Here is an 18,997-nt window from a genome sequence, read left to right as displayed (position 1 = left end):
CGCATGTGCCTGATCGCGTTCGCCTGGGAGTCGCATCCGCGCTGGCGCCTGCTGCTGGCGGGCAACCGTGACGAGTTCCACGCGCGGCCCAGCGCGGCACTGGCGCGCTGGGACGACGCGCCGATCGTCGGCGGCCGCGATCTCGAGGCCGGCGGCACCTGGCTGGGCGTTGCCGACGGCGGGCGCTGCTGCGTGGTGACCAACGTGCGCGACCCGCGTGATCCGCAACTCGGCGCCTCGCGCGGCCTGCTGGCCAGCGACTACCTGCGCGGCGAGGCCGATGCGGCGGCGCATGCGGAGCAGCTGTTGCGCGCGGCTGCCGACTACCGGCCGTTCAACCTGCTCACCTTCGACGCGCGCGCGGCGTTCTATCTCGGCAACCGCCCCAACCCGCGCGCGCAGGCAGTGACGCCGGGCGTGCACGGCCTGTCCAACGCCGACTTCAACACGCCGTGGCCGAAGACCCGTACGCTGATGCAGCGGCTGCAGCAATGGATCGACGCCGGCGACGACACGGATTTCGCGCCGTTGTTCGAGGCGCTTGCCGATGAACGGCAGGCGCCGGATACGCAATTGCCCGACACCGGGGTGGGGCTGGAACGCGAGCGTCTGCTGTCGTCGGCGTTCATCCGCGGCGAACAGTACGGCACCCGCGCCAGCACCGTGGTGGCGATCGACCGCGACGGTTGCGGCGTGATCGCGGAGCGCCGCTTCGGGCCGAACGGCCGCTACCACGGCCAGACGCTGCTGCGCTTCGGCGAGCGGTCGACCGCCATCGGCTGACGCCTCGCGCCTACGTGCCGCCGCGCTCGTCGCCGCCTGACCGTCGCGCGGCCTCGCCGCTAGCCTCGCCGACGCCATCCACGGAACGGAGCGTCGCATGCGAACGACTTGCCTGTTGCTGATCCTGCTCGCCTCGATGGCCGGTGCAGCGCACGCGGCGGGTTGCCCGGACTGGCCGCCGGCGCGGGCGCGGCAGGAACTCGCCGCGCTGCATGAGCGGCTGGACGGCTGGAACCATGGGTACCGCGTCGAGGGCCAGTCGCCAGTGAGCGATGCGGTCTACGACCAGGCCAGCCAGCGCCTTGCCGCGTGGCGGCGCTGCTTCCCCGCGCAGGCGCCGGCGCCGCTGGCGCCGCTGGCCGACGCCGGCGGCCGGGTGCGTGCACCGGTGGCGCAGACCGGCCTGGCCAAGTTGCCGGATGCCGCCGCGATCGGCGCCTGGATGCACGCGCACGGCGACCGCGACCTGTGGGTGCAGCCGAAGGCCGATGGCGTGGCGGTTACCTTGCTGTATGTGGACGGCCGCTTGCGCCAGGCGACCAGTCGCGGCGATGGCTTGCACGGCTCGGACTGGATGGCGCTGGCCCAACTGATCGACGCGATACCGAAGCGGCTGCCGCAGGCGCCGGCACGCTTGGTGTTGCAGGGCGAGCTGTACTGGCGCCTGCCCGGCCACGTGCAGGCCGACGACGGCGGCGCCAACGCGCGCGCGGCGGTGGCCGGTGCGCTGGCGCGCGAGGCGCTGGATGCCGACAGCGCCGCGCAGATCGGCCTGTTCGTGTGGGACTGGCCCGGCGGCCCGGCCGACATGCCGGCGCGGCTGGCCGGGCTGGCGGCGATGGGGCTGGCCGACAGCGTGGCGTACACGCAGCCGGTGGCCACGCTGGAGGAGGTGAAGCGCTGGCGCGAGCGGTGGTATCGCCATCCCATGCCGTTCGCCGCCGACGGCGCGGTGCTGCGCCAGGGCCATCGGCCGCCGGCCGCGAGCTGGCCGGCGGCACCGCCGGACTGGGCGGTGGCGTGGAAATATCCGGCCGCGTCGGCGCTGGCCGAGGTGCGCGCGGTGGATTTCACGGTGGGGCGCAGCGGCCGCATCACGCCGGTGCTGGAACTGGCGCCGGTGCAGCTGGACGACCATCGCGTGCAGCGAGTCAGCGTGGGTTCGCTCAAGCGCTGGCAACAGCTCGACATCCGCCCCGGCGACCAGGTCGAGGTGGTGCTCGCCGGGCTGACCATCCCGCGCCTGCAATCGGTGGTATGGCGCGCGCAGCAGCGCGTTGCGGTGACGCCGCCCGACCCGCAGGCGCACGGCCCGTTGAGTTGCTGGCAGGCCACGCCCGGCTGCGAGCAGCAGTTCCGCGCGCGGCTGGTGTGGCTGGGTGGCCGGCAGGGCCTGCAGCTGGAGGGGCTGGGCGCGGAGACGTGGCAGGCCTTGATCGACGCCGGGCTGGTGCATGGCCTGCTGGACTGGATGGAGCTCACGCCGGCACAGCTGGCGGGCGTGCCCGGCCTGGGCACCAGCCGTGCGACGGCGCTGGCGCGCAGCTTTGCCGCGGCGCGCGATCGCCCGTTCGCGCGCTGGTTGCAGGCGCTGGGCGCGCCCTCCGGCGTGGCGGCCGGACTGCCCGACTGGGCCGCCCTGAGCGCGCGCGCGGCCGGCGACTGGCAGGCAATGGAAGGCATCGGCGCCGGCCGCGCGAACCAGCTGGTGGCGTTTTTCGACTGCCCCGCGGTTCGCGCGCAAGCCGCCCGCCTGCACGCGGCCGGCGTGCAGGGTTTCTGAGGCTCAGCTCTTCAGTTCGCCGTCGTGGTAGTACCAGCGGCCGCCTTCGCGCACGAAGCGGCCGGTCTCGTGCTGGCGCTGCGCGCGGCCGCCGCCGAGGCGGTAGCGGGCAACGAATTCCACCGTGGCGTGGTCGTCGTCGAGGGCCTGCTGGCGGCGCACCTCCAGCCCCAGCCAGGTCGGCGGCGGTTGCTGCGCGGCCAGCCGCAGCGAGGCCGGGCGGGTGTCGGCATGCCAGCTGGTCAGCAGGTAGTCCTCGCGCTTGAGCACGTAGGCGCTGTAGCGCGAGCGCATCAGCTGTTCGGCGCTGGCAGCGGGTGCGCCGTCGTGCAGCGGTCCGCAGCACTGGCTGTAACCGGCCGGGTTGCCGCAGGGACAGGGGGTCAACGTGTCGATGGCCTTCATGCCGCCTTTGTACCCGGTTCGGCGCGGTTGTGCAGGCGTACCGTGCTGGCGGCGATTCAGCCGTGCACGCGGCGCCACACGCGGCAGCGGTTGTTGGCCGGCATCGCCGCGTCGTCGACCAGCGCGAAGCCCGCCGCCGCGGCCAGCGCGTCGACGGCTTCGGCGTCGCGGATGCCCATGTGCGCGCCGCGGGCCTTCAGCGATTGGTCGAAGGCGGCGTTGCTGTCGCTGCTGTAGCGGCCGTGCTCGTTGAACGGGCCGTAGATCACCAGCACGGCATCGCCGGTGGTGACCGCAGGCAGGCGCGCGAACAGCTGCTGCAGCTTGGGCCAGGCCATGATGTGCAGGGTGTTGGCGCTGAACACCGCGTCGAACGGGCCGCTCGGCCAGGCACCGCCGACGTCCAGTGCCAGCGGCGGCGGTGTGTTCGGCAGCGCCGCCTCGTCCAGCCAGGCGCGGATGCTGGGCAGGTATTCCGCGCGATCGGAGCTTTGCCAGTTCAGCTGCGGCAGCGCGGCGGCGAAGTGCACCGCGTGCTGGCCGCTGCCGCTGCCGATCTCCAGCACGCGCCGACGGTCGGCGAAATGCGCGCGCAGCACGCCGAGGATCGGTTCGCGGTTGCGCTCGCACGCGGGCGAGTGCGGTTTTTCCACGTGTCGGCGCGGCTCAGACCGGGCGCCCGCGCAGCACGCGCGCGGGCAGCATCAGCAGTGTGCCGAGGAAGGCGAACACGGCGCTCACCGTGATGCCGACCAGGCGCAGCGGCAGCAACAGCAGCCACACGATCGGGTACAGCACCAGCGCCAGCAGCGCGAGCGGCCAGCAGAACACCAGCAGCAACAGCCAGAGCAGGAAGGCGGCCATGCGGTGATCCTCGCGAAGGGTTGGACGGCGCCCACTGTAGCGCAGGCCGGCGCCGCCGCGCGGGTGACTCCCGACACCCCCGGCGGCCGCTGTTCAGCCCATCGGGCTCATGCCGATCAGCCACAGGTGCAGCCAGCGCGCGAACACCGCCCAGGCCACCACGCCGATCACCAGCGTGAGCGCGCTGCCGCGCAGCGTGCCGGCCGGATACCGCGTGCCCTCGCGGCGGTCGCGGCGGCGCGAGGCGACGAACAGCGCCACCGCCCACAGCAGGAACGCGCCGAACAGCAGCACGTCGTGCAGCATGCCGGTGGCCAGCAGATGACCGAACGCCCACACCATTACGCCGAGCAGCATCGGGTGGCCGAAGGCCGCCTTGAGATGGTTGCGCGGAACGTAGGCGGCAGCCACCAGCACGAAAGCGATCAGGGTGAACAGTGCGTTGGCGTGACGCAAGGCCAGCGGCGGCACGTACAGCAGCACGGCATGCTGGCGCGCCAGGCCGAAGCCCCAGCAGATCAGCGCAAAGCCGACCAGCGAGACCAGCGCGTACAGGCCTTTCCAGCGCAGCTCGCCCAGTCGCGCGCGCTGCCGGCTGCGCCAGCCGTCGGCGAAGATGCGCAGCGAATGCACGCCGAGGAACAACACGAGACCGAGGATCAGCACGGGCATGGTCGAAACTCCGGGGGACGGTGAGTGACAAGCGTACGGGCGTGGCGTCCGCCGTCCTAGTGACAGCCGTCAGGCGACGGCCTCGACCCGCACGGCCAGCGCCAGCGCACCCGGCCGCAAGGTTAGCACCGCGGGCGAGCACCGCTGCCAGGCGTCGCCTGCCTGCAGCGTGCCGTCGGCGCCATCGATCGTGCCGCGGGCGCAGTACACCAGCACGGTGGCGGCGTCGGTCGGGTATGGCCCGGCTTCGCGCCACACCTCGATACCGCCGCGCACGCAGCCGCGGCGCAGCATCAGGTTGAAGTCGCGGGTGGGCCCGCCGGCCAGCGCCACCTCTACCCGCGCTTCGCCGGGGAACGCGAACGGCGCGCACGGCGTGGTCAGCGCATGCGTGCGGCCGTCGTCCAGCGTCATCGTGAAGCCGGCGCCGTCCAGCAGCACGATCTGCCGGTCGATGCCGGGGAACGCGGAGAATGGTGCGGAGCTGTCCACCTCGGCCACGCTGACCCGCCACAGGAAATCGTCCATGCCCGCGCCCGCCGGTTCGATGGCGATTTCGCGGGTGCGGCCCAGGCCGTTCTTCCACGGCTGCGGGGGACAGTCGGCCAGACGGAGGATCATGCGCTTCTCTCGATGACGCGCCGGAACGGCGGCAGCGCCTTCAGCATGCCGGCGCCATAGCGCTTGGTGACCACGCGGCGGTCCAGCAGCACGATGCGGCCGCAGTCGCTTTCGTTGCGGATCAGGCGGCCGCAGTACTGGGTGAGCAGGCGCGTGGCCTCGGGAACGCTGACCTCGATGAACGGGTTGCGCCCGCGCGATTCCAGCCACTCGGCGTAGGTGGCGCCGACCGGGTCGGTCGGCACCGCGAACGGCAGCTGGGTGATCACCACCGTCTCGCACAGCTTGCCGGGCAGGTCCAGGCCTTCGCCGAACGAGGCCAGCCCGAACAGCGTGCTGCCCTTGCCCGCCTCGACGTCGGCGCAATGCTCGGCCACCAGCTGCGACTTGCCCAGCGAACCTTGCGCGCGCACCTTGCGCACCTGCGCGATCGGCAGTTTCTGCAGCACGCGGTCGAGCTTGGCGCGCGAGGTGAACAGCACCAGGTTGCCGGCGCCCCAGTCGAGGTGGTCGGCCAGCCACTCGCTGATCTCCTCGGCGTGCGCCTCGCGCGCGTCGGGCAGCGTGCGCATCGTGGGCACTTCCAGCCGCGCCTGCGCGGCGAGGTCGAACGGCGAGGGCAGGCTCAGCGTCACCGCGTCGTCGGGCAGGCCCACCGCATCGGCGAAGCCGCGGAAATTGCCGCCGGCGCTCAGCGTGGCCGAGGTCAGCAGCACGCCGCTGGCGTTGCCCCACAGCACCTCGCGCAGCAGGCCGGCGGCGGACACCGCCGAGGCGTGGCAGACCAGTTGCTGGTCGGCGCCCAGGGTGACCCAGCGCGCCAACGGCGGCGCGTCATCCGGATCGTCGGCTGACCAGGCGCGCCAGCAGGCCGCCTGCCGGCCGATGCGTTCCAGCGCGATGCCCAGCTCGCGCGACAGCGCCTCCTGAGTCGGCCCGCCGTCGGTCATCTCCACCACCGCGCGGCGCACCGCGCCCAGCCAGCGCTGCACCTCGCCGGTGAGCAGGCCGAGCACCCGCGCATGCTCCACCCACGGCTCGGGCAGCTGGCCCAGCGAACCGCGGTACATCGGTTCGGTCTCGGCCGGGTCGGGCAGCCAGCCCAGGCGGATGGCCTTTTCCAGTTCCTCCAGCACGTCGCTGAGCTCCTGCAGCTTCGCGTCGCCGGCGTCCAGCGCGAGCCGGCCCAGGGTCTCCTTGTCGGTCAGCGAGTAGGCCGCGTGCACCTGGCGGCCGAGCCGGTTCAGCTGGCGCACGCTGGCGCTCATGTAGACCTCAGCCGCGCCGCGATCGAGCGCCTTGCCGGGCAAGTGGTGGGCTTCGTCGAACACGTACAGCGTATCGTCCGGGCGCGGCAGGATCACCCCGCCCCAGGCCGGGTCGACACCGCCATCGCCCTCGCCCGGCATGGTGAGGTCGGCCAGCACCAGGTCCTGGTTCGCCACGATGATCTCGGCATCGTCCACCGCGCGGCGCGCGGCGAAGAACGGGCAGGCCATGAACTGGCCGCACTTGCGGTTGGTGCAGCCGCCGGCGCTGGTGGTGATCATCGGCCGCAGCAGCTCGCTGACTGGCTCCGGCGTGCTGTCCATGTCGCCGTCCCACTCGCGGCGGTCGAACGCGTCGCGCAGCTTCGCCAGCGCCTGCTTGTCGCGCGGCTGCGGCGGCTTGCTCCACAGCATCAGGTCCGCCTCGAAACCGGCCAGGCCCAGCTGCGCGTCGTGGATGCTGTTGGCCGCCATCAGCAGGTTGCGCGGGCACAGGTAGCGGCCGCGGCCCTTGGCCAGCGCCACCTTCGCCTCGATGCCGTTGAGCCCGAGGTAGAGCGGGATATCCCGCTGCACCAGCTGTTCCTGCAGCGCCACGGTGGCGGTGGCGATCAGCAGCTTCTTCTTCTGGAAGCGCGCCACCGCCACCCCGGCGATCAGGTAGGCCATCGACTTGCCGGTGCCGGTGGGCGCCTCGATCACTGCCACGCCGCCCTCGGTGGCCAGCGCCTTGGCCACCTCGGCGATCATGCGTCCCTGCGAGGCGCGCGCACGGAAATCCGGCAGGCCGTCCTTCAGGCGCGTGTAGGCGGCGCGGATGGCGTCCTTGGTGGTGTCGGCGAGCATGCGGTGGATCGGGAACCTGTGGCGCGGATGACGCGAGGGGCAAGGCGGCGGCGAGCGTGGCGCCGGCTGGCAGGCGGCAGTTTATCGGTATTGCGCGTTCGCCCGCATGCAGGCAGGCTGGCGGCAGCCCGGCATCGCCATGTGGTCGGCAGGAGCGGTTCGACCGATCGGCGAGGGGACGCCCGGGCAAGGGGGAAGCTCATCGATGAAGCATGCCGGTGCCGTCGGGTCGATGTCGTACGAGGGATCGTTGCAGCTGGGCTGGCTGGCCCGGCTGACCGCCGCGCATGCGCCGGACGAGGTGGCCGGCGCGATCGCCGAGCTGGCGCGGGCCTTGCCGGGCTGTTCCGCCGCCTGCGTGGTGTGGGGGCTGGACGATGGCGCAACCTGGCGCAGCATGCCGCCGTTGCCGGCCGCGGTGGATGAGGCATGGCTGGCCGATGCCGTTCGCGCGACCGCCCCGCACCGGCACCCGGACGGATCGCGCGTGGCGGTCCGCCTGTGCGTGCAGCCGCAGCCGGCCTTGCTGCTGCTGCAACTGGACGAACCGGCGGCCGGCGGTTTTTTCGACGATCTGGAGGCGCCGCTGCGGCTTGCCGGCCAGCACCTGCGGCGCGCCCTGGAATGGGCCGAGCTGCAGGATTCGCACGAGCAACTCGAACGTTCCGAGGCGCTCCAGCGCGCGTTGTTCGCGATTTCCGACCTGGCCGGTTCCGAGCGCGACATGCCAGACATGCTGCGCGGTATCCACGCGATCGTCAGCACGCTGATGTACGCGGAGAATTTCTTCATCGTGCTGCACGATGTCGCGCGTAGCACGATCCGTTTCCTGTATTTCGTCGATGTCGAGTCGCCACCCCTGTTCGAGGTCGGCCGTGACCTGCCATTGAGCGCGATCGAGCACACGCTGACCTGGCACGTGATCAGCGATGGCAAGGCCCGCATGGGCGACGCCGAGGAACTGCGCAGCCAGGTGGCCGGGCCGGTGACCCTGATCGGTCCGGACAGCCACGACTGGCTCGGTGTGCCGATGCTGCGCGGCAGCCAGCCGTGTGGCGTGCTGGTGGTGCAGAGTTATCGCCCGGGCATCGGCTTCACCGACGAGGACCTCGCCCTGCTGCAGTTCGTCGGCAGCCACATCCTCACCGCGCTGGAGCGCAAGCAGGGCAAGGATGAACTGGAGCAGCGGGTGCAGCTGCGCACGCTGCAGCTGGCCGAGGCGAACCGCGGGCTGCAGCAGGAGATCGTCGAGCGGCAGCGCGCCGAACACCTGCAGGCCGCGCTGTTCCAGATCGCCGAACTGGCTACCGCGGACATCGACCAGGGCGCGTTCTACCGGCGCGTGCACGCGGTGGTGGGCGAACTGCTGAACGCGCAGAATTTCTTCATCGGGCTGCTCTCCGACGACGGCCGCAAGCTGAGCTTCCCCTATTCGGTGGACGCGGTGCTGGCGCCGCCGGCCGAACGCGTGCTGGCGCGCGGCCTGAGCGAATACGTGCTGCGCCTGGGCCGGGCGCTGCGGGTGGACAACGCGGACATCGAGGAACTGGAGCGGCGCGGCGAGATCGCGCCGGGGCGCATGAATTCCCCAGCGATGTACTGGCTCGGCGTGCCGCTGATCGTGGCCGACGAGGTGATCGGCCTGGTCGCCGTGCAGAGCTACCGTGCCGACGTGGTGTACGGCGCGGCCGACCAGGAACTGCTCAGCTTCGTCGCCTCGCAGGTAGCCAACAGCCTCACCCGGCGCCGCTCCGCCGAGTCGCTCAAGCGCGCCTATGAACAGCTGGAACAGCGGGTGGAGGAGCGCACGCAGGCTTTGCGCAAGGAAATCGGCGAACGCGAGCGCATGCAGGACCAGCTGCGCCATCAGGTCATGCACGACGCGCTGACCGGGCTGCCGAATCGCGGCTACCTGCGCGACCGCATCGAGCGCGTGCTGGCCGCGATGCGGCGCGAGCCGCAGCAGCAATGCGCGCTGCTGTACCTGGACGTGGACCGGTTCAAGATCATCAACGACAGCCTCGGCCACCTGGCCGGCGACGAGGTGCTGAAGGAGGTGGCGAAGCGGTTGTCCAGCTGCGTGCGCCACCCGGACCTGGTGGCGCGGCTGTCCGGCGACGAGTTCGCGATCCTGCTGGAACAGGACGACCTGCCGTCGGCGGCCACCGCCGTGGCGCAGCGCGTGCTGGACGCGCTGGACGCGCCGATGCCGGTCGCCGGCAAGGAACTGCAGGTGACCGCCAGCGTGGGTATCGCGATCGGCGACGGCCACTACGCGGCGGCCGACGAGCTGTTGCGCGACGCCGACATCGCGCTGTACCGGGCCAAGGAACTGGGGCGCAAGCGCTACGAGCTGTTCGACGAGCGGCTGGCGCAGACCGTGGTCGACGTGCTCGCGCTGGAAGGCGAGCTGCGCCAGGCGTTGCTGCATGGCCAGTTCGAGCCGTACTTCCAGCCGATCTGCGCGCTCGACGGCAGCCACCGCACGCTCGGCTACGAGGCGCTGCTGCGCTGGAACCACCCGCAACGCGGCGTGTTGCGGCCGGGCGATTTCCTGAAGCTCGCCGAGGACAGCGGGCTGATCGAGACGATCGACTGGCACCTGTTCGAGCTCAGCTGCCGGCTGCTGCTGCAGCACGAACGCAACGACAGTTTCATGACGGTGAACGTGTCGGCGCTGCACCTGCGCCACGCGCATTTCGACCGCCGCCTGATCCAGTTGCTGGAACACATCGGGCTGCCGCCGTCGCGGCTGGTGGTGGAGGTCACCGAGGGCGCGCTGCTGGACAACCCCGAACACGTGCGCGCCACGCTGGAGCGCCTGCGCGCGATCGGCATCGGCGCGGCGCTGGACGATTTCGGTACCGGCTATTCCTCGCTCAGCTACCTGCACTCGCTGCCGCTGCGCATCCTGAAGATCGACCGCGCCTTCGTGCAGGAGCTGGACAAGGGCGCCAACACCTCCAGCACCACCGTGGTGGCGGCGATCCTGGCCCTGGCCCGCGCGCTGAACATCCAGGTGATCGCCGAGGGCATCGAGACGCCGGCCCAGCGCGATGCGCTGATGGCGATGGGCTGCGAGATGGGCCAGGGCTACCTGCTCGGCCGCCCGGCACCGATCGCGCATTGGCGGGAGTCGCGCGCGGTCGACGCATGAGCCGGGCCGCAGTCGCGGCGCGGCCGAGCCTGCCTAGCCGGCGGCGACGATCTGCCGCAACGCCTGCTCGAACGCCTCCGGCGGCTGCCCGCCGGAGATCAGGTGCTGGCCATTGACGATGGTGGCCGGCACCGAGTGGATGCCGCGCGAGGTGAAGAACTGCTCCTGCGCGCGCACCTCGTCGGCAAACTCGCTGCCTTCGAGCAACTGCCGCGCCCGCTCGCCGTCCAGCCCCGCTTCAACGGCCAGCCGCGCCAGCGTGTCGTGCGAACTCACGTCCTCGCCGTCGGTGAAATACGCGCGCAGCAGGATCCGCTTCAGCGCCAGCTGGCGCCCTTCCAGCCCGGCCCAGTGCAGCAGCCGGTGCGCGTCGAAGGTGTTGTAGACGCGGCTGCGTCGGCCCATGTTGAAGGCGAAGCCGAGCGCCGCACCGCGCTCGCGGATCGCCGCGCGGTTCGCGTCGATCTGTTCGGCGCTGCTGCCGTACTTGTGCACCAGGTGTTCGGTCGCATCCTCGCCCTCGAGCGCCATCTGCGGGTTCAGCTCGAACGGCTGGAAATGGATCTGCGCACTGACCTCGCCTTCCAGCTTCGCCAGCGCCTGCTGCAAGGACGCCAGCCCGATCGCGCACCACGGGCAGGACACGTCGGAGACGAAGTCGATGCGAAGCGGAACGGGCGTGGACATCGGGATACCTTTCGTGAGGCGGACAGCGTGGCTGCGCGGACCTGCTTGAAATATGGCCGCAACGCGGCGAATCAATTGCCGGCCGGAGTCTCAGTTTCCGGCGATGCTCAGCGCCACCGCCTCGGCCACCTTGATGCCGTCCACGGCGGCGGAGAGGATCCCGCCGGCGTAGCCGGCGCCTTCGCCGGCGGGGTACAGGCCGCGGGTGTTGAGGCTTTGCAGGCTGACGTCGCGCTGGATGCGGACGGGCGAGGAGGTTCGCGTCTCCACGCCGGTGAGGATGGCGTCGGGCATGGCGTAGCCGCGCAGCTGCCGCTCGAACGCGGGTAGCGCCTCGCGGATCGCGGCGATCGCATAGTCGGGCAGCGCGCTGTCGAGGCTGCCGAAGGTCACGCCCGGCTGGTACGACGGCAGCACCTCGCCGCAGTCGCGCGAGGGACGGCCGGCGAGGAAATCGCCGACCCGTTGCGCCGGGGCGTTGTAGTTTTCGCCGCCGAGCACGTAGGCGTGGCTTTCCAGCGCACGCTGCAGGGCGATGCCGGCGAGCGGGCTGCCACTGTCATCGTAGGCGGCGAAGTCGGACGGCTCGATGCCGACCACCACCGCCGCGTTCGCGTTGCGCTCGTTGCGCGAATACTGGCTCATGCCGTTGGTGACCACGCGGCCGGGTTCGCTGGTGGCGGCCACCACGGTGCCGCCGGGGCACATGCAGAAGCTGTACACCGAGCGCCCGCGTCCGCCCTGATTTCCCTTGCCGTGGTGCACCAGCTTGTAGTCGGCCGCGCCCAGCATCGGGTGGCCGGCCTGCGGGCCGAAACGGGCGCGGTCGATCACCGACTGCGGGTGCTCGATGCGAAAGCCGATCGAGAACGGTTTGGCTTCCAGGTACACGCCGCGCGCGTGCAGCATCTCGAAGGTGTCGCGCGCGCTGTGGCCGAGCGCCAGCACCACGTGGTCGGCGCGCAGCTGTTCGCCGCTGGCCAGGGTCACGCCGCGGATGTGGCGTTCGCCGGCGGCGTCGGTGTCGATCAGCAGGTCGTCCACGCGCTGGCTGAAGCGGATCTCGCCGCCCAGCGCTTCGATCGTGGCGCGCATGTTCTCCACCATCGAGACCAGCCGGAAGGTGCCGATATGCGGCTTGCTGACGTAGAGGATTTCCTCCGGCGCGCCGGCCTTGACGAATTCGGTCAGCACCTTGCGGCCATGGTGCTGCGGATCGCGGATCTGGCTGTGCAGCTTGCCGTCGGAGAACGTGCCGGCGCCGCCCTCGCCGAACTGCACGTTCGACTCCGGGTGCAGTTCGCGCTTGCGCCACAGGTCCCAGGTGTCCTTGGTGCGCTCGCGCACGGCCTTGCCGCGGTCGAGAATGATCGGGCGAAAGCCCATCTGCGCCAGGATCAGGCCGGCGAACAGGCCGCACGGGCCGAAACCGATCACCAGCGGGCGGTGTTCGATCCGCGGCGGCGCCTTGGCCACGAAGTGGTAGCTGGTGTCTGGCGTGGGCTGCACGTGCGCGTCGTCGGCAAAACGCTTGAGCAGTTCGGCTTCGCGCGGGGTGTCGATGTCCAGCGCGTAGATCAGCATGATCGCGCCGCGCTTGCGCGCATCGTAGCCGCGGCGGGCGATGGTGCAGCCGGTGAGGGCGGCGGCGTCGATGTCCAGCCGGCGGAGGATCGCGGCGGTGAGCGCGGCCTCGCCGTGGTCGAGCGGCAGCCTGAGGTCGGTCAATCGCAGCATGGGAGGCCCGGAACGGTCGGTCGGCTGGAGTGGGCGTGGGCCCGGCCGACTATTGTCGATGCGACGGTGCGCAGCCGACAAGCGCGCCCGGCCTGCGACATCGTGTCCGGTTTCCGGCGGGCACCGGCGCCTGCGCGGCGCGGCCCCGGGGTGACACGATGCGTCAGTTCAGGCCGCCAGCATGGTCAGGATCTGTTCGCCGGTGGCACGCGGGTGCAGCAGCAGGTAGTGCGGGCGCATGCTGCGGTCGTGCCGGCGGGCGGCGGCGATGCACGGCTCACCGTCGGCGGCAATGACGCACAGCCGGGCCGGGCGGCGCCGGTCCCACGGGCGGCGGAGCACCAGGCCATGCTGCGGGCCGCCGACGATGATGCATTTGATCTGTTCCATGACGCTTGCTCGGAATGGGGGAGGGGACGGTGGAGGTGTCACTTCCCTGCAAGCAGAAGGCAGGCCACGGGGCGGCGGTCGAATGTGGTGTGCATCACACTTTGGCAATTCCGGCACGATGGCGGCCCCCCACGGGCCGCCATCGTGCCGCTTTGTCAGGCGTTGCCGATGAAATCGGTTTTGCCGATGTCGGTGCCGGCCTCGCGCAGGATGTCGTAGGCGGTGGTGCAGTGGAAGAACAGGTTCGGCAGGGTGAAGTGCAGCAGATAGGCCTGGCCTTCGAAGTGCATCTCGCCGTTGCGCATCTTCAGGTGGATCGCACGGGTTTCGCTGCCGTCGATCTGTTCCGGCGTGAAGCTCTTGATGTACGCGATCGAGCGCTCGATGCGGCTGTAGGCCTGCTCCAGCGTGGTCTCGTTGTCCTCGAAGCTCTGCGACTCCACGCCGGCCAGGCGGGCGGTGCCGCGGGTCGCCATGTCGCAGGCGATCTGGATCTGCTTGATCAGCGGCAGCATGTCCGGGATCAGCCGGGTCTGCAGCAGCACCTCGTCGCTGACATTCTTCGACCTGGCGTGCTGCTCGCCCTTCTTCAGCACGTGGGCGAGATTGCCCAGGGCGCGGACGCAGACGGGAACGGCGACCTGGTACATCGAAATGCTCATGGACGATCTTCCTGTGGTGGGTGAGTGGGTTCGGCGGGAGGGACGACGACCGGCGGCCGCCGCGTCACCCGAACCGCGATCAGCATGCCGACCAGCATCAGCGCGGCGGAAAGCACGAAGGCTACACCGGGCAGGTGCACCGACGAAGACGGCGCGATCGACAACGCGAACACCTGGGCGAACAGATACGGCCCGAAGATGCCGGCGAAACTGCCCAGGCTGCCGATCGCACCCTGCAGCCGACCCTGCTCGGAAGGATCGACCTGCTGGGTCATGATCGACTGGATCGGCGGCATCGCCAGCCCCCACAGCGCCAGCAACGGAATCCCGAACAGGAACGCCCAGCCCACGTCGGCTACGCCCATCACCAGGAACGCGCCCACGCCGAACAGCATGCCCGCCAGCAGCACGCGGCGTTCGCCGAAGCGCGGCGCGAGCCTGCCGGTGAGCACCGCCTGCACGAAGCCGTCGCAGGCGCCGACCAGCATCAGCACGTAGCCGACCGCCTGCGGGCCCCAGCCATAGCGGTAATCCGCGTACAGCACGAACACCGTCTGCAGCACGTAGTGCGCCAGGTAGACCAGGAACAGCACTACCGCCAGGCCGAGCACCTGCGGGTAGCGGCGCAGCAGTTTCAGGGAGCCGAACGGGTGCGCGCTGTGCAGTTCGAGCCGGGCCGTGCGGCGCTCCTTCGGCAGCGACTCGGGCAGGATGAAGCAGCCGTACAGGAAGTTGCACAGCGCCAGGCCGGCGGCCACCCAGAACGGCAGCCGCAGCGCGATGCCGCCGAGGAAGCCGCCCACGCCGGGGCCGATGATGAAGCCCAGCCCGAACGCGCTGCCGAGGATGCCGAATGCGGCGGCGCGCTTTTCCTTCGGGATCACGTCGGCGACGTAGGCATTGGCGGTGCTGAAGCTGGCTGCGGTCATGCCGAGCAGGATGCGCGCGGCGAACAGCAGCCACAGCGTGGGCGCCAACGCCAGCACCACGAAATCCACCGCCAGGCCCAGGTTGGAAATCAGGATCACCGGCCGCCGGCCGTAGCGGTCCGACAGCGCGCCCTGCACCGGCGAGAACCCGAACTGCACGATGGCGAACACCGTGCTGAAGATGCCCACCCACCACGCCGCCTTCGCGATGCCGCCGCCGGCCAGTTGCTCGATCAGGTGCGGCAGCACCGGGATGATGATGCCGAACGCCAGCATGTCCAGCAGCACGGTGACGTAGATGAAGGCCAGTGCGGCCCGGTGGCGTGGTACGGAGGGAGGTGGCGACGGGACCATGGGCGTGGCGAGGCAAGGGGAGGGGCACGATAGCCGAATGGCGACCGCGCGCCATGTGCATTGGCTCGGCGGCGTCCGCCGGCCAGCGCGGCCACCGCGGCGTGGCGCACCCGATCCGTGGCGCGACCGCCGCCGGCACGTGCGGCGCGATACCATGGGCGATCCCTTCGCCGAGGAACCGCCATGCTCCGACGTCTGCTTCCCGTGTGCCTGCTGTTGGCGCTGGCCGCCTGTTCCTCGAACCAGGGGAGCACCGCCACGGCGCCGGTGTCAAAGGAGGAGCTGGCGCCGGCGCCGACCGCCAGCGCCGCCGTCGCGTCGCCCGCCACGTCGGCCGCCGACGCCGGCACCAGCGCCGTCGTGCAGCAGCGCCTGGCCGACTACGCCACGGTGAAACTCAGTGCCGACCTGTCGAAGTTCGATGCGCGGCAGAAGAAGATGATCGCGCTGCTGGTCGAGGCGGCCGACAGCATGAACGCGCTGTACTGGAAGCAGGCGTGGGGCGACAAGGATGCATTGCTGGCGAAGATCGCCGACCCCGCCACGCGCGAGTTCGCCGGGATCAACTACGGCCCGTGGGACCGGCTGGACAACGACAAGCCGTTCGTCGACGGCATCGGCGTGCGCCCGGCCGGCGCGCAGTTCTACCCGGCCGACATGAGCAAGGCCGAGTTCGAGAAGTCCACCCTCAAGGACAAGACCGCGCTGTACACCCTGCTGCGTCGCGACGCGCAGGGCCAGCTGATCAGCGTGCCCTACCACGAGGCGTACAAGCCCGAGCTGGCGAAGGCCGCCGGATTGCTGCGCCACGCCGCGAAGCTGGCGAAGGATGCCGGCTTCCGCAAGTACCTCATGCTGCGCGCCGACGCGCTGCAGAGCGACGACTACCAGGCCAGCGATTTCGCCTGGATGGACATGAAGACCAACCCGGTCGACCTCGTGATCGGCCCGATCGAGACCTATGAAGACCAGCTCTACGGCTACAAGGCCAGCTACGAATCCTACGTGCTGATCAAGGACCAGGCCTGGAGCAAGAAGCTGGCGCGCTTCGCGAAATACCTGCCCGAGCTGCAGCGCGAGCTGCCGGTGGCCGACAAGTACAAGGCGGAAAAGCCCGGTTCCGACGCCGACCTCAACGCCTACTTCGCGGTGTACTACGGCGGCGACGCCAACGTCGGCGCCAAGACCATCGCGATCAACCTGCCCAACGACGAGCAGGTGCAGCTGAAGAAGGGCACCCGCCGCCTGCAGCTGGAAAACGTGATGCAGGCGAAGTTCGACCAGATCATGCTGCCGATCGCGAAGGAACTGATCGCCGACGACCAGCAGAAGAACCTGACCTTTGATGCGTTCTTCCAGAACACCATGTTCCACGAGGTGGCGCACGGCCTCGGCATCAAGGAAACACTCGACGGCAAGGGCACCGTGCGCAAGGCGTTGAAGGACCAAGCCTCCAGCTTCGAGGAAGGCAAGGCGGACATCCTCGGCCTGTACATGGTGACGAAGCTGGCCGACAAGGGCGAGCTGGACAAGTCGAAGCTGATGGACAACTACGTCACCTTCCTCGCCGGCATCCTGCGCTCGGTACGTTTCGGCGCGTCCGACGCGCACGCCAAGGCGAACATGGTGCGCTTCAATTTCTTCAAGCAGCAGGGCGCGTTCAGCCGCGATGAGAAGACCGGCCGCTACCGCGTCGACTTCGACAAGATGACCGCGGCGATGAACGCGCTGTCGGCCAAGCTGCTGACCATCCAGGGCGACGGCGACTATGACGCCGCCCGGCAGCTCACCGACCGCATGGGCGCCGTCGACGCCGAACTGGCCGGCGACCTGAAGCGGCTCGACCAGGCGCATATCCCGGTCGACATCCGCTTCGAGCAGGGGCTCGACGTGCTGGGGTTGAAGCAGCCCTGAGGCGCATGCGTCACGTCGCCGCGTCGATCCACGCGGCGACGTCGGCCGGATGTTCGAGATGCAGGTGGTGGCCGCCTTCCATGTGGCTGACGGTGATGTCCGCCACGCAGGCAGCGCGCGAGTGCATCATCGGCGTGGGCAGGTAAGCCGTGGCGGGCCGCGCCAGCAGCATCGCGGTGGGGGCCGTGATGCCGCGTAGCAGGGCGTGCACCTGCGTTTCGGCCAGGCGCACGGCGCTGGGGCGGGTCAGCCGCGGGTCGCTGCGCCAGCGCCAGCCGCCATCGGCTTCGAGCAGGCCACGCTCGACGATCGGCCGCGCCAGTTCGGCGGGCAGGCCGCTGGCCATGCTGCGTGCGGCGGCTGCGTGGGCAACATCGCGGAAGATGCGCAGCGGCTTGCCGTTGCCCTCGCGCGGCGCCAGCGCGTCGCGGAAGCGCTGCAGCGTGTGCGCGCCGTCGTCGCCGAGCGGGCCGAGGCCCTCGATCAGCAGCAGGCACTCGATCCGTTCGGGCCGCGCCGTGGCGACCAGGCTGGCGATGCCGGCGCCCAGCGAGTGGCCGAGCAGGGTGTAGCGCTCCAGCCCGAGTGCGTCGGCGGCGGCCAGCACGGCCTGCACGTGGTCGACGTAGTGGTAGCCGGCGCCGGCGGCGAGATGGCCGGCATGGCCGTGGCCGGGCAGGTCCAGCGCGATCACCTGCCAGCGTGCGGCCAGCCGCGGCGCCAGCTGCGCGAAGCTGCCGGCGTTGTCGAGCCAGCCGTGCAGCGCCAGCAGTGGCGGCAGGCTGTCTTCGCCCCAGATTTGCGCGGCCAGCGTCAGGTGGGGCAGCGCGATGCGGCGCTCGACCGATGCGCTCACGCGGCGGCTTCCGGCCAGCCGCCGAGGTGCCGGCGCACCAGCGCGGCGAGGCTGGCCACCTGTTCGGCGCTGTCGTTCAGCGCGGGGATGTAGCGCAGCGACTCGCCGCCGGCGGCGGTGAAGAAGTCGCGGTTCTGCATCGCGATCTCCTCCAGCGTCTCCAGGCAGTCCACCGCGAAGCCGGGGCAGGCCACGTCGAGCCTCTTCACGCCGTCGGCGGCCAGCCGGCGCACGGTGGCGTCGGTGTATGGCTGCAGCCAGCGCTCGCGGCCCACCCGCGACTGGAAGCTGACGATCAGCTCGCTCTCGCCCAGCCGCAGCCGCTCGTGCAGCAGTTGCGCGGTGCGCCGGCATTGTTCCGCGTAGGGATCGCCGAGTCGCACGTAGCGCTCGGGGATGCCGTGGAACGACAGCAGCAGTTTCTCGCCGCGGCCGTGCGCCGCCCACCAGCGTTCGATGCCGGCGGCCAGCGCCTCGATGTGGCCGGGCTCGTCGTGGTAGTCGTTGACGAAGCGCAGCTCGGGCGGCCAGCGCCGTTGCTTGCAGGCATCGGCCACCGCGTCGATCACCGAGCCGGTCGAGGTGGCCGAATACTGCGGGTACAGCGGCAGCACCAGCAGCCGGCGCACGCCCTCGCGCTGCAGCCGTTCGATCGTCTGTGCCACCGACGGCTCGCCGTAGCGCATCGCCAGCGCCACCCGCAGCGTGCCGGGGCGCCGGCGGTCGAACTCGGCCTGCAGCGCCGCGGCCAGCGCCTCGCTGCCGTAGCGCAGCGGCGAGCCGCGTTCGTCCCAGATGCGCGCGTAGGCGTGCGCGGAACGTTTCGGCCGCACACGCAGAATCACCCCATGCAGGATCAGCCACCACAGCCAGCGCGGGTAGTCGATCACCCGCGGATCGCCGAGGAACTCGGCCAGGTACGGGCGCACCGCTTGCGCGGTCGGCGCGGTCGGCGTGCCCAGGTTGACCAGCAGCACGCCAGCCTGAACGGGCTGAACGGCCGGCGCGTCGGAATCGTCGGCAACGCCGGTATAGTGGTTGCTGCGTGGCATCGTGACAGTCGTGGCTG

At 70.7% G+C, this 18,997-nt stretch carries 17 protein-coding genes; 4 read left to right on the top strand and 13 right to left on the bottom strand.

Going from position 1 to position 18,997, the window contains the following annotated elements; genetic code table 11:
- Positions 1 to 3: 3 nt before the first annotated feature.
- Both R2APBS1_RS17120 and ligB read left to right on the top strand, forming a co-directional pair.
- A complete protein-coding gene (locus R2APBS1_RS17120; protein ID WP_007508732.1) occupies positions 4 to 783 on the top strand; it encodes an NRDE family protein in 780 nt (259 codons plus the stop codon).
- Between the two features lie 97 nt (positions 784 to 880).
- On the top strand, positions 881 to 2,566 hold the full coding sequence (ligB, locus tag R2APBS1_RS17115; protein WP_015448877.1) for an NAD-dependent DNA ligase LigB: 1,686 nt from the start codon (positions 881 to 883) through the stop codon (positions 2,564 to 2,566).
- A 3-nt stretch (positions 2,567 to 2,569) separates the two neighbouring features.
- Here the strand turns inward: ligB and R2APBS1_RS17110 are convergent, their stop codons facing one another.
- From R2APBS1_RS17110 to dinG, 6 genes are all read right to left on the bottom strand, one after another.
- A complete protein-coding gene (locus R2APBS1_RS17110) occupies positions 2,570 to 2,971 on the bottom strand; it encodes a YchJ family protein (protein ID WP_007508729.1) in 402 nt (133 codons plus the stop codon).
- A 56-nt stretch (positions 2,972 to 3,027) separates the two neighbouring features.
- Complete coding sequence (locus R2APBS1_RS17105; protein ID WP_015448876.1) at positions 3,028 to 3,624, bottom strand: DUF938 domain-containing protein; 597 nt, start codon at positions 3,622 to 3,624, stop codon at positions 3,028 to 3,030.
- 13 nt (positions 3,625 to 3,637) lie between these two features.
- Positions 3,638 to 3,835, bottom strand: coding sequence for a hypothetical protein (locus R2APBS1_RS17100; protein WP_015448875.1), 198 nt, complete (start codon positions 3,833 to 3,835; stop codon positions 3,638 to 3,640).
- Between the two features lie 93 nt (positions 3,836 to 3,928).
- A complete protein-coding gene (locus tag R2APBS1_RS17095; RefSeq protein ID WP_015448874.1) occupies positions 3,929 to 4,507 on the bottom strand; it encodes an NnrU family protein in 579 nt (192 codons plus the stop codon).
- Between the two features lie 69 nt (positions 4,508 to 4,576).
- Complete coding sequence (locus R2APBS1_RS17090; protein ID WP_015448873.1) at positions 4,577 to 5,128, bottom strand: HutD/Ves family protein; 552 nt, start codon at positions 5,126 to 5,128, stop codon at positions 4,577 to 4,579.
- A complete protein-coding gene (dinG, locus tag R2APBS1_RS17085; RefSeq protein WP_015448872.1) occupies positions 5,125 to 7,242 on the bottom strand; it encodes an ATP-dependent DNA helicase DinG in 2,118 nt (705 codons plus the stop codon). The genes R2APBS1_RS17090 and dinG overlap by 4 nt, the downstream gene beginning before the upstream one ends.
- A gap of 205 nt (positions 7,243 to 7,447) precedes the next feature.
- Here dinG and R2APBS1_RS17080 point away from each other — a divergent pair, with 205 nt between their 5' ends.
- Positions 7,448 to 10,399, top strand: coding sequence for a bifunctional diguanylate cyclase/phosphodiesterase (locus R2APBS1_RS17080; RefSeq protein ID WP_015448871.1), 2,952 nt, complete (start codon positions 7,448 to 7,450; stop codon positions 10,397 to 10,399).
- A 33-nt stretch (positions 10,400 to 10,432) separates the two neighbouring features.
- Here the strand turns inward: R2APBS1_RS17080 and R2APBS1_RS17075 are convergent, their stop codons facing one another.
- The 5 genes from R2APBS1_RS17075 to R2APBS1_RS17055 all read right to left on the bottom strand — a co-directional run bounded on the left by R2APBS1_RS17075 (position 10,433) and on the right by R2APBS1_RS17055 (position 15,158).
- A complete protein-coding gene (locus tag R2APBS1_RS17075) occupies positions 10,433 to 11,086 on the bottom strand; it encodes a DsbA family oxidoreductase (protein WP_015448870.1) in 654 nt (217 codons plus the stop codon).
- 90 nt (positions 11,087 to 11,176) lie between these two features.
- Complete coding sequence (locus R2APBS1_RS17070; protein ID WP_015448869.1) at positions 11,177 to 12,823, bottom strand: NAD(P)/FAD-dependent oxidoreductase; 1,647 nt, start codon at positions 12,821 to 12,823, stop codon at positions 11,177 to 11,179.
- Positions 12,824 to 12,991: 168 nt separating this feature from the next.
- Complete coding sequence (locus tag R2APBS1_RS17065; RefSeq protein WP_007508709.1) at positions 12,992 to 13,213, bottom strand: hypothetical protein; 222 nt, start codon at positions 13,211 to 13,213, stop codon at positions 12,992 to 12,994.
- A 155-nt stretch (positions 13,214 to 13,368) separates the two neighbouring features.
- Positions 13,369 to 13,875: a DUF1993 domain-containing protein gene (locus R2APBS1_RS17060; protein WP_015448868.1), complete on the bottom strand. Its 507-nt coding sequence runs from the start codon at positions 13,873 to 13,875 to the stop codon at positions 13,369 to 13,371.
- The gene (locus R2APBS1_RS17055; protein WP_015448867.1) at positions 13,872 to 15,158 is read right to left on the bottom strand and encodes a TCR/Tet family MFS transporter; all 1,287 of its coding nucleotides are present in this window, start codon (positions 15,156 to 15,158) and stop codon (positions 13,872 to 13,874) included. Before R2APBS1_RS17055 ends, R2APBS1_RS17060 begins: the two co-directional genes overlap by 4 nt.
- Positions 15,159 to 15,341: 183 nt before the next feature.
- On the opposite strand from R2APBS1_RS17055, the gene R2APBS1_RS17050 reads away from it, so the two are divergent.
- Positions 15,342 to 17,072, top strand: a complete 1,731-nt coding sequence (locus tag R2APBS1_RS17050) for a dipeptidyl-peptidase 3 family protein (protein ID WP_015448866.1) — start codon at positions 15,342 to 15,344, stop codon at positions 17,070 to 17,072.
- Positions 17,073 to 17,082: 10 nt separating this feature from the next.
- Here R2APBS1_RS17050 and R2APBS1_RS17045 read toward each other — a convergent pair whose 3' ends face one another.
- Together R2APBS1_RS17045 and hemH are read right to left on the bottom strand one after the other, a co-directional pair.
- Complete coding sequence (locus tag R2APBS1_RS17045; protein WP_015448865.1) at positions 17,083 to 17,928, bottom strand: alpha/beta fold hydrolase; 846 nt, start codon at positions 17,926 to 17,928, stop codon at positions 17,083 to 17,085.
- Entirely contained in the window at positions 17,925 to 18,980 is a 1,056-nt protein-coding gene (gene hemH / locus R2APBS1_RS17040) for a ferrochelatase (protein WP_015448864.1), read from the bottom strand. Before hemH ends, R2APBS1_RS17045 begins: the two co-directional genes overlap by 4 nt.
- Positions 18,981 to 18,997: the final 17 nt, after the last annotated feature.

The organism is Rhodanobacter denitrificans (assembly GCF_000230695.2).
Lineage (GTDB): Bacteria > Pseudomonadota > Gammaproteobacteria > Xanthomonadales > Rhodanobacteraceae > Rhodanobacter > Rhodanobacter denitrificans.
The sequence above is the reverse complement of the archived record's forward strand: the minus strand, read 5'-3'. Positions and strand labels throughout refer to the sequence as shown.

Excerpts from the sequence above, each read along its gene's own strand:
- R2APBS1_RS17120 (WP_007508732.1), top strand. The coding sequence starts at position 4 with ATGTGCCTGATCGCGTTCGCCTGGGAGTCGCATCCGCGCTGGCGCCTG.
- ligB (WP_015448877.1), top strand. The coding sequence starts at position 881 with ATGCGAACGACTTGCCTGTTGCTGATCCTGCTCGCCTCGATGGCCGGT.
- R2APBS1_RS17110 (WP_007508729.1), bottom strand. The coding sequence starts at position 2,971 with ATGAAGGCCATCGACACGTTGACCCCCTGTCCCTGCGGCAACCCGGCC.
- R2APBS1_RS17100 (WP_015448875.1), bottom strand. The coding sequence starts at position 3,835 with ATGGCCGCCTTCCTGCTCTGGCTGTTGCTGCTGGTGTTCTGCTGGCCG.
- R2APBS1_RS17095 (WP_015448874.1), bottom strand. The coding sequence starts at position 4,507 with ATGCCCGTGCTGATCCTCGGTCTCGTGTTGTTCCTCGGCGTGCATTCG.
- R2APBS1_RS17090 (WP_015448873.1), bottom strand. The coding sequence starts at position 5,128 with ATGATCCTCCGTCTGGCCGACTGTCCCCCGCAGCCGTGGAAGAACGGC.
- dinG (WP_015448872.1), bottom strand. The coding sequence starts at position 7,242 with ATGCTCGCCGACACCACCAAGGACGCCATCCGCGCCGCCTACACGCGC.
- R2APBS1_RS17080 (WP_015448871.1), top strand. The coding sequence starts at position 7,448 with ATGAAGCATGCCGGTGCCGTCGGGTCGATGTCGTACGAGGGATCGTTG.
- R2APBS1_RS17075 (WP_015448870.1), bottom strand. The coding sequence starts at position 11,086 with ATGTCCACGCCCGTTCCGCTTCGCATCGACTTCGTCTCCGACGTGTCC.
- R2APBS1_RS17070 (WP_015448869.1), bottom strand. The coding sequence starts at position 12,823 with ATGCTGCGATTGACCGACCTCAGGCTGCCGCTCGACCACGGCGAGGCC.
- R2APBS1_RS17065 (WP_007508709.1), bottom strand. The coding sequence starts at position 13,213 with ATGGAACAGATCAAATGCATCATCGTCGGCGGCCCGCAGCATGGCCTG.
- R2APBS1_RS17060 (WP_015448868.1), bottom strand. The coding sequence starts at position 13,875 with ATGAGCATTTCGATGTACCAGGTCGCCGTTCCCGTCTGCGTCCGCGCC.
- R2APBS1_RS17055 (WP_015448867.1), bottom strand. The coding sequence starts at position 15,158 with ATGGTCCCGTCGCCACCTCCCTCCGTACCACGCCACCGGGCCGCACTG.
- R2APBS1_RS17050 (WP_015448866.1), top strand. The coding sequence starts at position 15,342 with ATGCTCCGACGTCTGCTTCCCGTGTGCCTGCTGTTGGCGCTGGCCGCC.
- hemH (WP_015448864.1), bottom strand. The coding sequence starts at position 18,980 with ATGCCACGCAGCAACCACTATACCGGCGTTGCCGACGATTCCGACGCG.